Origin of the sequence: Alteromonas sp. MmMcT2-2, assembly GCF_022348305.1 — a bacterium.
Classification (GTDB): Bacteria; Pseudomonadota; Gammaproteobacteria; order Enterobacterales; family Alteromonadaceae; genus Alteromonas; species Alteromonas macleodii.
This window is the reverse complement of the sequence record NZ_JAKRFA010000006.1, coordinates 59,289-72,509: the sequence shown is the minus strand read 5'-3', so window position 1 is coordinate 72,509 and position 13,221 is coordinate 59,289. Positions and strand designations below refer to the sequence as shown.

The following is a 13,221-nucleotide window of genomic DNA, read 5'->3' as shown; positions in this document are numbered from 1 at the left end:
CCCTCAACACCGTCGGTAAAGTTATGAAAAAAATTGGTATTTTAGGTGCAATGGACGAAGAAGTTGCGCTACTTAAAGCGTCACTTTGGAATGTAAAAGAAACCCAGTGGAAGCACCTGACGTTTTACGAAGGTACACTTAACGACATAGAAGTGGTGCTAGTAAAATGCGGTATTGGTAAAGTGGCTGCAGCAATTGCTACTACTGTACTTATCGAACAGTACGCCCCTGATGCTGTTGTCAATACCGGTTCTGCCGGAGGTTTCGACAAGAATCTAAACATCGGTGATTTAGTGATCGCCAGTCACGTTATTCACCATGATGCCGATTTAACCCATTTTGGCTACAAGCTCGGTCAATGCGCAGGTATGCCTGAAAATTTCCGTTGCGATACAAGGTTAATGGAAGCCGCTCGTAGTGCTGCCACAGGCATTACGTCGCTTCAGTCGACAACAGGTTTAATCTGTACGGGCGATGCGTTTATCGGTAGCGACGAAGCTGTAGCAGAACTGCGTGAAAAATTCCCAGACATGAAAGCGGTTGAGATGGAAGGTGCAGCTATAGGTCAAACTTGCCATATGCTCGACACGCCTTTCCTTGTCATTCGTTCATTGTCGGATATTGCAGGAAAAACGTCGTCAGTGAGCTTTAAAGAGTATCTAGACACTGCCGCTAAACACTCAGCACAATTAGTTATGGCAATGATTAAGGCCCTCGCGAAATAAGATGACAGAGGTAATTAGCGACCCGCAATACCAGTCGCTATTCGTACTTTGGCTGGCTATCGCCATTGACGCATTATGGCGCTGGCCCCAAAGTACTCATCCATTAACGCTCATGCGCTACCTCGTTCAGCAAATGGGGCGCAAAGTGGTGCCCTCTCGTGAATACGGTAGGTCTCAGCACTATATTTCAGGCTCATTAGCCGCCCTAGTTCTTCTTGCGCCATTGGTAGTATGTGTTGCCATCTTGGTGTACATGGCCCAATACCCCGTATTCTTTGAGGCGATTATTCTTGTCGCACTGCTCGACTACGGTTACCAGCGTCAACAGTACAAAAAGGTGCTGGCGAGTGTGGGAAGAAATAAAAAATCCCTCGCACGTGAAATGGCGCAAACCATTACTGCACGTCAATGCGATTCACTTTCCGATATAGGAATTGCCAAAGCCGCGATAGAATCGCTATGGCTGAAGTTTCTTTATCTTTATTGCGGCGTCATTTTCTACTTTGTAGTGGCAGGCCCCATAGGCGCACTCATTTATCGATTGCTTTTGCTCACATCTTGGCAGTGGCATTACCGAACCCCTGCAATGACTTTCTTTGCCAAACCCGTACGTAACCTTGTTTACTTACTTAATATGCCGCCCGCGGTCATTGGTGGTCTAGCAACACTACTGGTCAGCCATCCTATTAAAGGGTTTCGCGCCATAAAGCGCTCCCCAGTGAAAGATAAAACGTCGCTACTGCTTGCGCTTATGGGCGGTGTGCTTGATATTAAACTCGGCGGACCAGCAATTTATGCCAACAAGAAGATTCGATACACCCGCGTGGGAGGCGCTAACGAGGTAAAGTACTCTCACATGTTGACAGCCAAAAATACGGTCACTCATGCCATGATTGCGGTTAGCGCCTTTGCATCGTTAGCTATGCTGGCAATGGCCGTAGCCCAATGAAAACAGCAGTTATGATGAAAACCATTTTTTTTGTAATTTTAAGCTATTTACCTCTTCTCACATTTGCTAACTCAGAATCAGATGCCGAGACAAAGCACCTAGCTCATTCAGATCAATTTGCTTCTGCCGATGTTGCACCAAGCTCGGAATCAAGCGCCTTATCAAATTCCGTCGAGCTAAAGATAGTCAGCCTTGCGCCCCACCTTACCGAATGGGCATTTAGTTTGGGCTTAGGCCCTAACCTTGTAGGTGTAAGCGACTATAGCGACTATCCTGACGCCGCGAAAAATATTAAGCGGGTGGCGGATTTTCAAGGTGCCGATATCGCTACCATTGTGGCGTTAGAACCTGATTTAATTCTTGCATGGGATGGAGGCAATAAGCCGCAAGATATCCATAAGCTTTCCTCGATGGGTCTAAACGTATTTAGCAGCAAGGTCGAAAATATCACTGATATAGCCAGCGAAATTAAAAGGCTTGGGGCACTTACAAATACGCAAAAGCAGGCGACCCAGCTCTCCAATGATTTTCTCAACGAACTAGCCGAACTTCGAAGTAAATACGACAAATCCTCGCTTATACCAGTATTTTATTATTCGTGGACTGCTCCACTTATGACCATCGGTCCCAACGCGTGGGGTAACCAACTGCTGAATGTGTGTGGTGCTCAAACATTATTTGCAGACAGTCCTGTAGACTATCCTCAAGTCGCATTAAAAGATGTACTTACTCGCCAACCTCATGCACTCATTGCGGCATCTAAAAGTACGCATTCAGAACTTGAGGTATTCTGGCGTGATCATCGCTCTTTCCTCAAAGCCCCCTTAATTGTTGTTGATCCAGACGTCACCAGTCGGTTTTCATTGCGATTAATAAATGAACTAAAAGTACTCTGTAAAGGTATTAAAGAAAGCGCATAAGCGTTATACTTAAGTCTAGACCTGCTGGGCTGTTTTCAATTGATACACACCGACTTGGCTCAACTTAAGCGCCTTTGTGTAACAGAATAAGAGCAGGTTCTAATCTTCTATAAAAAGGTAAGAGTTTTTATTCATGCGGATTGTTGTTGCGGGTTTTCTAGTTGTTATCAGTGTTGCATTGTTTGTGTCGCTTCAGTGCACAGCGAAAGCGACCGCGCAAGCCTCTGTTGCCGCATCACCATACCTTATCGAGCGAGTTGCAAACAACGACTGGCTCCTTATTGATGTTCGCTCTCCGCAAGAATTCGCCGATGGTCACATTCCTGGCGCAGTAAATATGCCCCATGAAAATATCAATGACTACCTTAGCGAATTAGAAGGCCACAAAAACAAGCCCATTATCATTTATTGTCGTTCAGGCAGAAGAGCCAAACTGGCAATGAAAGTATTGGAAGAACTCGATTTTTCTGAAGTCATGCATTTAGAAGGCGATATGTTAGGCTGGAGTGCCGCTGGCATGACAGTTGACCGAATGTAGACTCAATATTCCGCCTTCTCCTTCGTATTAGTCTTTGGCACTAAAGATGTTGTAAGTTTGACCTCTTGGCTGATTACTGTGTGTAACTGAGCCCCTGTGATACACTCTTTTTACTCGACGATTGTATGAAACACCCATGAAAATAGATATTGCTACTCCGGCCATGTTATTTCCGGCGATTTCTTTATTGCTTCTAGCCTATACCAATCGCTTTTTAACGCTTGCAACTATTATCCGAAACTTTTCAAAAGAAGAGAGAGATGAGAATACTCAAGCACAAATAAAAAACCTTCGATTACGTATTCAACTTATTAAGCGAATGCAAATAGCAGGTGTGGGTAGTTTTTTTCTTTGTGTAGTATCCATGCTAGCGATATACCTCACCTATCAACAGGTAGGAAACTGGGTGTTTGCTGCAAGTTTAGTATCACTTCTGTATTCACTATGGATGTCGGTAAGAGAAATATTGATATCAGTTGAAGCCTTGGATGTGCACCTTGACGGGATGAAAAACGCCCCGCGTAAAGAAAAAGTATGAAGCCCACAAATCATTTGAGCCACATAATTCAAAGTGATATCAGCTACGAGTCTCTAGCGCCTGAGTTTTTTGCAGGGGTGATTGCTCTTGGTAATCACGTGCACGGAGATAACTACCTAACCAACGAGCTACTTGCTGATTACTATGCAAAGAGCTTTGTTGGCAATACTAATGCTAGCTGGGTAGCCCTATACAAAAAAAAGGTTGTTGGTTTCAGGCTAACCTTTGCGCATACACAATGGGAAGCAGATGAGTGGTGCAGCCCTTCCCTTTGGCCAGTAGATCCAAATACCGTATGTTATTTCAAATGTAATACGGTAGACCCCGCAATGCAGGGCTGTGGAATTGGCAGCAGACTATTAAGTAAATCGATTGAATGTGCGCAAATTCAAGGCGCAGAAGCGGGTTTAGCACATATTTGGTTGGCAAGCCCTGGCAACAGCGCATTTAAGTACTTCACTAAAAATGGGGGGCAGCTTATAAAGAAGCATCCCAATAAATGGCGCTACGCATCTATTCACGAAGGCTACGATTGCCCTGTATGCGAGGGTTATTGCGAGTGTGAAGGTGCGGAAATGCTACTTCAATTTCAAGCCCCATAAGTACGCCAAAGGTAAAAACGTTTTTATTCTATGACCTACGATCCTCTTATTTCACGCGGCGTTTCATCAATGTTACCCGCGGCAAACAGCTACTGGCATGCCACACACAAACCACCAACACTGCCGCCTTTAAACAAGAAGGTAAACACTGAGTACCTCGTCATTGGTGGTGGTTATACCGGTCTTTCAGCTGCCATCACACTTGCTCAAGCGAAACAAGAAGTCACGCTACTTGATGCGAATTCACCGGGATTTGGCTGTGCGGGCCGTAACGGGGGCTTTATCCTCTCGGGTAGCGGCCGATTGAGCTTAAGCGCCATAGAGGACAAGTGGGGTCGTGACACCGCCAAAGCTATGCAGGGCGAGTTTGATGGCGCGGTACACCTGCTTAAACAACGTATTGCAGACTTTGATATTCAGGTCGATTTGGTAGAAGGACCCTATTTAAAACTGGCGCATAACCCAAAGCAAGCCGAACTACTCCGTGCCAGTGCTAAGCATCTTGAGTCACACTTCAACGTACCGAGCTCTCCACTTAGTGAAAAAGACCTTATTGCGCGCTTTGGTATTGAAGGGGCGTATGGTGGCGTTGAGCTAAAGGGTGCATGCTTACACCCTTTAAAATTAGTAAGCGAATATGCAAGAGTAGCAAAGAAGCTTGGAGCAACGCTTTTTTACGACTCGCCAGCCATTCGCATTGAAAAGCACAAGACCGGATATGTTGTCGCAACACCCAGCGGGTCAGTTTCGGCCAAACACATACTCATTGCTACTAATGCTTATACCCCTAAGCGCTTTCATGACAGCGTAGACAATAAGCAATTTCCTGTTCAGTCGAGCATTTTTGTCACTGCGCCATTGAGTAGCGAACAGCGCGCAAAGTCTGGCCTAACCACGCCAATGAGCTTTATGGATACACGGATGATGAAATACTACTACCGTGTTTTGCCAGATGGCAGATTATTATTCGGCGGTCGTGGTGCCGTAAAAGGTAAAGATGCAGATAACGCGTCAGAGAAACAGCGACTATACCGCGCGATGCTTAATAGTTTCCCTTCACTTAGCGGTATCGCCATGGATTATTTTTGGAGTGGTTGGGTAAGTGTATCGTTAGACAGTATGCCCCGAATTTTCATCGACAATGAGGTAAGCGGCAACAAATTAAACCGCTCTAGCGGTAATATCGGTTACGCCATGGGGTATTGCGGTTCGGGCGTATCTTTTGCCGCGTTTGCAGGGCAACGACTTGCTCAACGTATGATGGGTAGCAATGACGTCGATTTATCGCTTCCCCTTTATCGTTCTCCTTTGAAAACCTACCCCTTTGCGAAAGCAAGGAGACTGGCACTGCATGGTTTGTACCAATGGGCGAAAATAGCAGAACGCTAGTAATGGTTATAAATTACGATTCACCTTAAAGTTAAGCATTGCATGCTGTCTATAAATTAGGCTATTTTAGGTATCTATTCTTTGACGGAGTCACCTCATGTCATATATCGATGCCTTTGCTGTAGCCGTTCCCACTGAAAATAAAGCGTTATACATAGAGCACGCCAAACTCGCCGGCGATATTTTTAAAGAGTATGGTGCGACGAAAGTACTTGAAGCTTGGGGTGACGATGTCCCTGAAGGGGAAGTCACGTCTTTCCCGATGGCTGTTAAAGCCAAAGAAAATGAAACCGTGGTGTTTTCCATTGCATTTTGGCCTTCAAAAGAAGTACGTGATACTGCTTGGAAAAAGGTGATGGAAGATCCTAGAATGCAGGAAAACGAAAACCCCATGCCTTTCGACGGCAAGCGCCTTATTTATGGGGGCTTCGTACCTATTCTTGAATTATAAAAGTAAAAAAAAGCCCGCTAAACTAAGCGGGCTTTCGAAAACTATCAGAAAAACATTAGGCTAGTGTAATACGCGCAAACTTGCGTTTACCCACCTGATACACATTTTCACCTTTTTCGGTGATTACTAAGCGGGTGTCTTCCACTTTATCGCCGTTAATTTTAACTGCGCCTTGCTTAATCATGCGCATAGCATCTGAAGTCGAACCTACAAGGTTAGCTTCTTTCAACAAATTACCAATGGCAATACCTTCATCACTTAATGCAATTTCAAGCTCGGGCATGTCGTCAGGAATAGCGTTTTTCTGGAAACGTTGAATAAAGTCCTGATGCGCGCCTTCTGCCGCTGCGTCGTCATGGAAGCGTGCAATAATTTCTTTCGCCAGCATGATTTTAATATCACGTGGGTTTTCACCGTTAGCAACGCGAGTTTTAAGCTCAGCAATCTCTTCTAGCGGTCGGAAGCTTAGAAGGTCATAGTAACGCCACATCAAATCATCAGAAATAGACATCACTTTACCAAACATATCGTTTGGCGCATCTGTAATACCAATGTAGTTGTTCAAAGACTTAGACATCTTCTGAACGCCGTCTAGACCTTCTAGAAGCGGAACCATTACAATAGATTGCTGCTTTTGGCCTTGCTCTTTTTGAAGCTCACGACCCATTAGCAAGTTAAAGCGCTGATCAGTACCACCTAATTCAACGTCTGACTCTAGCGCAACAGAATCCCAACCTTGCACTAACGGATACAGAAACTCGTGAATAGCAATTGGCTGACCGTTGTTATAACGCTTTTTAAAGTCATCGCGCTCAAGCATACGTGCAACGGTCTGACTTGCAGCGAGTTTGATCATGCCCGCCGCACCAAGGTCGTCCATCCACTCTGAGTTAAAACGTATTTCCGTTTTATCTTCATCAAGGATCTTGAACACCTGTTCTTGATACGTTTTCGCGTTCTCTAATACCTGTTCTTTACTTAAAGGCTTGCGTGTTACATTTTTACCTGTAGGATCGCCAATTAGGCCAGTAAAATCGCCAATAAGAAAAACAACTTTGTGGCCTAGTTGCTGGAATGTACGCAACTTGTTGATCAACACAGTGTGACCAAGATGCAGATCAGGCGCAGTTGGATCAAAACCCGCTTTGATGGTTAGGGTTTTGCCGGATTTTAGTTTTTCAATTAAATCCTCTTCGGGGAGTATTTCATCAACGCCCCGTTTAATCTCAGCTAGCGCTGTTTGCCAATCTTTCATTTGTACGTCACACTCTTAAAAAAACTGTATATTCAATATTGGCGGGCATTTTACGCGTACAACGGAACCATTAAAAGGTTTGCGCGTCAAAAAACGGATTACAAACAGTCATGTTGTTAAACCCAACAGTTTTTAATGTGGGATTAGAGTGCTGAATTATCGTGGACTGTATTCAGTAATCTCAAGAAATAGTCTTCATGATAAGAGCTATTGGGTGTAACAATTTGCGCTAACAATATAATGAGAAAAGTTGCATTTTTAAGCAACGTATGTGAAATAGTGTTGTGCACATAACATTTCTCAGGTGGGCAGTAGTATGAGAAAGAAATTAGACGCTTCTAAAGCGCTAAATTTATTTAAAAAATTACCGAAACAGCACAGAACTGGGTTAGCAGTAGCTAGCTTATTTCTGGGTGGGCTTATTCTTTTTCCAAGTGAACCAGTAGAAGCCAGTCGCCATCAAGAAGCACACATTCTGGATGCGGGTGTCCGCTATCCGGTGGAGCTTCATATTGCGCCGTCAACCAACGTATTTTCTGGTGAAGAAGAATCTTCATGGCAGACGTACAAGGTGCGCAGTGGCGATACATTAGCAAAGCTTTTTAAGCGTGCTGGCTTCACTTCGCGTGACGTATATAACGTGACGCAGGCAGGAGAGCTAACAAAAACGCTGGTTACTTTATTGCCCGGCGATGAACTATCGTTTAAAGCGAATAAAGACGGCAGCTTCGGCGAGCTAAAGTACAAATTGTCTTCGACTGAAACCCTGTTTGTACGTCCAGAATCGTCGGATGAGAACAGCGCCTTAACCGCTGAGCTTGAAAAGCGAGATGTAGACATTCGCTACAACTTCGCCCAAGGTGAAATTCACTCAAGCTTTTGGAACGCCGCCAGTGATGCAGGCTTAACCAGCAACCAAATTATGAATTTGGCGGGTATTTTCGGCTGGGATATCGACTTCGCCATTGAGATCCGTTCTGGCGATACGTTCAACGTAGTATTCGAAGAGCAATACATCGACGGTGAATTTGTCGGTTACGGCGACATCGTAGCAGCGGAATTTACTAACCAAGGCGAGCATTTTAGCGCTATTCTTCACGAAGATGGCACATACTACACGCCTGAAGGGCGCAGTATGCGTAAGAGCTTCCTGCGTGCGCCAGTGAATTTTAGATATGTAAGCTCTAACTTCACAAAAGCTCGCTTCCACCCCGTGCAAAAGCGTTGGAAAGCGCACCGCGGTACAGATTACGTTGCTGCAGTTGGTACGCCAATTATGGCTGCGGGTGACGGTAAAGTAATTAAAGCGGGATACGATAAATATAACGGTCACCATGTTTTCATTCAGCATGGCGAGAAATACACGACCAAATATCTTCACTTTAAGAAGCGTGCTGTGAAAGTGGGAGATACGGTTAAGCAAGGCCAAACCGTGGGCTATTTAGGTAGTTCAGGTATGGTTACTGGCGCCCATCTTCACTACGAGTTCTTAGTGGATGGTGTTCACCGAAACCCTCGTACGGTAGAGCTACCGAAGGCGCTTCCTATTGCTAAGGAAGAGAGAGAAAGATTTATGGAAATTGCCGCAATACGCCAAGAGCAGCTAGATAATAACAAGCGCATTATGCTTGCAATGAAATAGCGACGACTAAATGGCAAAATATATTGGCCTGATGTCAGGTACTAGCATGGACGGCGTCGACGCCGTCCTGTGCGACATCTCGCAAACGTCTTGCACCACCCTCGCCGCCCATTCAATTCCTTATTCTGCCGAATTACTTACTGCACTCAATGCACTTTGTAGTGAAGGTCCTGATGAACTTAATAGTTTGGCCATCGCTGATAGACTGGTTGCTGAAACCTTTGCAAAGGTCACCTTAGCGCTGCTTGAGAAAAACAACCTACATCCTTCGGATATTACGGCTATTGGCTCGCACGGCCAAACCATACGTCACCACCCGAATTCCGATGTATTGTCAGCACACTTTGCAGAATCATCCATACGCGGCTTCACCTGTCAGATAGGCGATCCTAATACCATCGCTGTTCTTACCGGCATTGATGTTATTGCCGACTTTAGGCGCAAAGATATTGCCCTTGGTGGTCAAGGAGCTCCCTTAGTGCCAGCTTTTCACAATGCAGTATTTGCCAGTGAAGATAAACACCGGGCACTCGTTAACATTGGCGGTATAGCAAACGTTTCACTGCTTGCGCCAAAACAAGAAGCTTCGCCACCTAAAGGGTTTGATACCGGACCCGGTAACACCTTGATGGATCAGTGGATAAGCCTTCATTTAAATAAAAGCTTTGATGAAGACGGAGCATGGGCTGCATCAGGGCATTGTCACTCAGGTCTGTTAGACAGGCTCTTATTGGATGATTACTTCGCTTTGCCTGCGCCTAAAAGTACTGGTAGAGAGTATTTCAATATCAATTGGTTAAGTAATGCGCTTGCCAATTACTTCCCTTCTAGTGCTGAGCTGCAAAGCGAAGAAAAGAACAATAATTTAGCCCCTAAAGACGTGCAAGCTACCCTACTTTCGCTAACAGGTAGCACTATCGCTCAGGAAATTGTGAAGCATTTTCCTAAAACAAATAGAGAAGGCGCAAAAAGCGAAGTTATAGTGTGTGGCGGTGGCGCTTTCAATAAAGCATTAATGCATAACTTGAGCAATGCGTTAAGCGATTATGTAGTAACAGACAGCCATGCTCTGGGCATCCATCCACAGCACGTTGAAGGCGCAGCATTTGCGTGGTTTGCACATGCGTATGTGAATGATATTCCAGGCAATGTGCCTGTAGTCACAGGGGCTTCGAAAGCCACGGTACTCGGAGCGTTATATAAAAAAGCGTAAGGGCGACAGGCTATCGCCCTCAAACGCTTTATTGGTTCTGTTTATAAAAGCAACGTCGCCACCTTAACTTGCCGTAACAAACATATTCGCCATCACCAATACCAGCGCGTAACCCACGCTATACGCTGCAAGAAGAAGCAACACGAACTTGCCGTATTTGGCGAACGTCAGGCCCTTTACCTTACTCATGGTAACAATACCTGCTGATGAGCCAATAATAAGTAACGAGCCCCCCACGCCTACTGCATACGTGAACGCCATCCACTCAGCTGTCGACATGGCAATGTCCGCTTTTAACAACGCAGCAGTTAATGGCACATTATCTATCATGGAAGACAACACCCCCATCACAAAGTTGGCTCCTGTTGTAGGCATTACGCTATATACATGTAAAAGTGCGCCCAATGCGTCAATGTGATCGAGCATACCGACAAGCAGCAACACCCCAAGGAAAAACAGCAGCGTGTCGAATTCTATTAGGCGAATATAGTCCAAGATAGGATCATCATATTTTTCTTCTCCCATAAAGGTTGCCACTAAAAACATAACCGCCATACCCGCTAAAAACGAAAGCATAGGTGGAATAGCAAAAAGCACATTGGCAATTAACGTCAGTACAATAGTGGACAGGAATATTCCCGCAATTACGTAATCAACCGGCCTGAGTTCATGACGTGTTTTTTTAATTTTAACCTCCCCCTTCATACCTATACTCAACAGTAACGCTAGAAATAGTACTGCTGTGAGTGAAGGAATAACGAGTAAGAGCAGCTGAGTTATAGTGACCTTATCATCCAAGAAAATCATAAGAGTGGTGACATCCCCGGTTATTAGCGACACGCCCCCAGAGTTCACCGCAAACACCACTAGCACGGCAAATCGCATGGTTTGGTTAAAGGGCAAACCCAAGGATAAAACCATGGCAATAGACACCAAGGTCGCTGTGATGTTGTCAGCTAGCGAGGAGAAGCAAAAACTAAAAATAGCGGTGAAGAATATAAGTTTTTTGAGGGTTATTTTTTTCGGCATGATAATGTTTAACATGTTTTCAATCATGCCTTTGCGGTTAAGGTAAGCAACGAAAGTCATTGCCGCTACAAGGAATAACCAGAGGGTGGATATTTCGCTTATATTTTCTATGAGGTGTTCATTGAGCTCTGCTAGGTGAGGGCCCCTATTCGCATCTATGAAAAGAAGGATCCATGCGAATGTTCCGAAAAATAATGTGGTTTTGGCTTTATTCACGTGTAGCACTTCTTCAAATACCACACCCAATAATGCCATTACCGCTATGCCAATGAGCACATAGTCCAGCATACGTTTTACTCCCAAATTGTCAGGGGTGAATTATACGATTGCTGTTCATGCTTTAGCAGGTGTTCTGCGCTATACAAGGGGAAAAATCAGTTATATTCAACATGCACTAAACTGATGAAAATACGGTGAAAAAATGCTGTTAACTAATTGAGTGCATTCCTCAAAAAAGTGGAATACATAACGTATTCAATATACAAAAAAGGCCAGTGATAGAATCACTGGCCCCGTACACGTTTCTGAAGAAATACTATTTAGCTATTCCCATTTCCATCTTTTTAAGGGCATCTGCGTCTATTTCGGACTGAGGCTTAGCGCTGCTCTTTTTGGCGCGCATGTCGAAGTAGCCATAGCCACCTACTAGCAAGAAGCAAATAGCTGGAACAATATATGACACAACAACACCTGCGCTATCAATAATGGCGGCTTGGAACAGCGGCATAATAGCTCCACCAAGAATGGCCATTACAAGGCCTGCTGCGCCTAGCTTGGTGTCTTCCCCCAGACCTTCAAGCGCAATGCCGTAAATCGTTGGAAACATGAGTGACAAACAGGCAGAGATAGATACCAATGCGATTACGCCTGCTAAATTAGGAGACTGTGTCATGAAGATACATAGCGCCATGGCAATCAGTGACATGATCATTAGCAGTCTAGCTGGATAGAGGTACTGCATAACCCACGTCATCACGAAACGAGAAATTAGAAATACAATCATGCTGTATTGTAAAATTTCACCACCACTCACTTCGTTGCCACCTGTCGCTTTCATTGCATATTGGATGGTGAAGGTCCACACGCACGTTTGTGCTCCGACATTAAAAAACTGAGCCAATACGCCAAACCGATAATGCTTGTTGGCTACTAACCGCTTAAGCGAAGCGCCCAACTTAACGTCTTCCACACTAGACTCAACCGATTCTTGAATTGGCGCTTTGATCAGGAAGATTGCAACCCAAACCAAAACGAGTACACATGCCATACCTACATAAGGAAGCATTACCGCATCAAGCTCAGCCCCTATCACGTTTTTAAGCTCGCTTACCGACATGGCGGCACGCTCTTGTGCAGATGCCTGATTCAGGTTTGGCAATATAAGCGTTGCAGCCAAAAACACACCTAAATTAGTACCAACGGGATTAAATGCTTGAGCTAAATTTAAACGGCGTGTCGCACTTTTTTGATTTCCCATCGCCATGACGTAAGGGTTCGCCGACGTTTCCAGAATGGATAATCCACCAGCCAATACAAAAAGTGCAGCAAGGAAAAAACCGTAAGTCATGGTTTGACTGGCTGGATAAAACAGAAATGCCCCCGCGGCCGCGCAGCCCAGTCCGGTCAATACACCTGTTTTATAAGAAAAGCGCTTGTTGATAAAAGCAGCAGGAATGGCTAAGCAAAAATACGCGCCATAATAGGCAAATTGAACCAATGCCGATTGCAAAGACGACATGGTAAATATTTTACTAAATACCTTTACCAAAGGGTCTGTCATGTTCGCAGCCACACCCCATGCAGCAAAGCAAATCGTTAACAATACAAAGGGAATCAATGTGTCTTTGGAAACCAAAGGGGCGTTGTTTTTCATAAGAACGGCCTTTCGCTTGTAAAAAATTAGTTAACCAATTTAAGCATTGCTCTTTACCCCTGTCAATAAATCAATTTGATTTACTTATTTCAAATTG

The 13,221-nt window shown here is 44.7% G+C and carries 13 protein-coding genes; 10 read left to right on the top strand and 3 right to left on the bottom strand.

Going from position 1 to position 13,221, the window contains the following annotated elements:
• Positions 1 to 23: 23 nt before the first annotated feature.
• The 8 genes from MHM99_RS05580 (at position 24) to MHM99_RS05545 (ending at position 6,112) form a co-directional block, all read left to right on the top strand.
• Complete coding sequence (locus MHM99_RS05580) at positions 24 to 725, top strand: 5'-methylthioadenosine/adenosylhomocysteine nucleosidase (RefSeq protein WP_239218472.1); 702 nt, start codon at positions 24 to 26, stop codon at positions 723 to 725.
• A gap of 1 nt (position 726) precedes the next feature.
• Positions 727 to 1,674: a cobalamin biosynthesis protein gene (locus MHM99_RS05575; protein ID WP_239218470.1), complete on the top strand. Its 948-nt coding sequence runs from the start codon at positions 727 to 729 to the stop codon at positions 1,672 to 1,674.
• Positions 1,675 to 1,688: 14 nt separating this feature from the next.
• A complete protein-coding gene (locus tag MHM99_RS05570) occupies positions 1,689 to 2,594 on the top strand; it encodes a cobalamin-binding protein (RefSeq protein WP_049588138.1) in 906 nt (301 codons plus the stop codon).
• Between the two features lie 133 nt (positions 2,595 to 2,727).
• Positions 2,728 to 3,132, top strand: a complete 405-nt coding sequence (locus MHM99_RS05565; protein WP_014950551.1) for a rhodanese-like domain-containing protein — start codon at positions 2,728 to 2,730, stop codon at positions 3,130 to 3,132.
• A gap of 136 nt (positions 3,133 to 3,268) precedes the next feature.
• A complete protein-coding gene (locus MHM99_RS05560) occupies positions 3,269 to 3,670 on the top strand; it encodes a DUF2721 domain-containing protein (RefSeq protein ID WP_014950552.1) in 402 nt (133 codons plus the stop codon).
• A complete protein-coding gene (locus MHM99_RS05555) occupies positions 3,667 to 4,272 on the top strand; it encodes a GNAT family N-acetyltransferase (protein ID WP_039226178.1) in 606 nt (201 codons plus the stop codon). The genes MHM99_RS05560 and MHM99_RS05555 overlap by 4 nt, the downstream gene beginning before the upstream one ends.
• 30 nt (positions 4,273 to 4,302) lie before the next feature.
• Positions 4,303 to 5,661 carry an FAD-dependent oxidoreductase gene (locus MHM99_RS05550; protein WP_168462809.1) on the top strand — a complete coding sequence of 453 codons (1,359 nt, stop codon included), beginning with the start codon at positions 4,303 to 4,305 and terminating at the stop codon, positions 5,659 to 5,661.
• A gap of 97 nt (positions 5,662 to 5,758) precedes the next feature.
• Complete coding sequence (locus tag MHM99_RS05545; protein WP_239218466.1) at positions 5,759 to 6,112, top strand: DUF1428 domain-containing protein; 354 nt, start codon at positions 5,759 to 5,761, stop codon at positions 6,110 to 6,112.
• Between the two features lie 55 nt (positions 6,113 to 6,167).
• Here the strand turns inward: MHM99_RS05545 and tyrS are convergent, their stop codons facing one another.
• Complete coding sequence (tyrS, locus tag MHM99_RS05540) at positions 6,168 to 7,367, bottom strand: tyrosine--tRNA ligase (RefSeq protein ID WP_069944833.1); 1,200 nt, start codon at positions 7,365 to 7,367, stop codon at positions 6,168 to 6,170.
• A gap of 316 nt (positions 7,368 to 7,683) precedes the next feature.
• Between tyrS and MHM99_RS05535 the strand changes: the two genes are divergently transcribed.
• Together MHM99_RS05535 and MHM99_RS05530 are read left to right on the top strand one after the other, a co-directional pair.
• Entirely contained in the window at positions 7,684 to 9,009 is a 1,326-nt protein-coding gene (locus MHM99_RS05535; protein WP_049588114.1) for a peptidoglycan DD-metalloendopeptidase family protein, read from the top strand.
• A 10-nt stretch (positions 9,010 to 9,019) separates the two neighbouring features.
• Positions 9,020 to 10,222 carry an anhydro-N-acetylmuramic acid kinase gene (locus tag MHM99_RS05530; RefSeq protein ID WP_239218464.1) on the top strand — a complete coding sequence of 401 codons (1,203 nt, stop codon included), beginning with the start codon at positions 9,020 to 9,022 and terminating at the stop codon, positions 10,220 to 10,222.
• Positions 10,223 to 10,285: 63 nt separating this feature from the next.
• On the opposite strand, the gene nhaD is transcribed toward MHM99_RS05530, so the two are convergent.
• On the bottom strand, positions 10,286 to 11,539 hold the full coding sequence (nhaD, locus tag MHM99_RS05525) for a sodium:proton antiporter NhaD (protein ID WP_239218462.1): 1,254 nt from the start codon (positions 11,537 to 11,539) through the stop codon (positions 10,286 to 10,288).
• Between the two features lie 247 nt (positions 11,540 to 11,786).
• Positions 11,787 to 13,124 (bottom strand): L-fucose:H+ symporter permease, encoded by a 1,338-nt coding sequence (gene fucP, locus MHM99_RS05520; RefSeq protein WP_049588118.1) that lies wholly within the window; start codon positions 13,122 to 13,124, stop codon positions 11,787 to 11,789.
• Between the last annotated feature and the right edge of the window lie 97 nt (positions 13,125 to 13,221).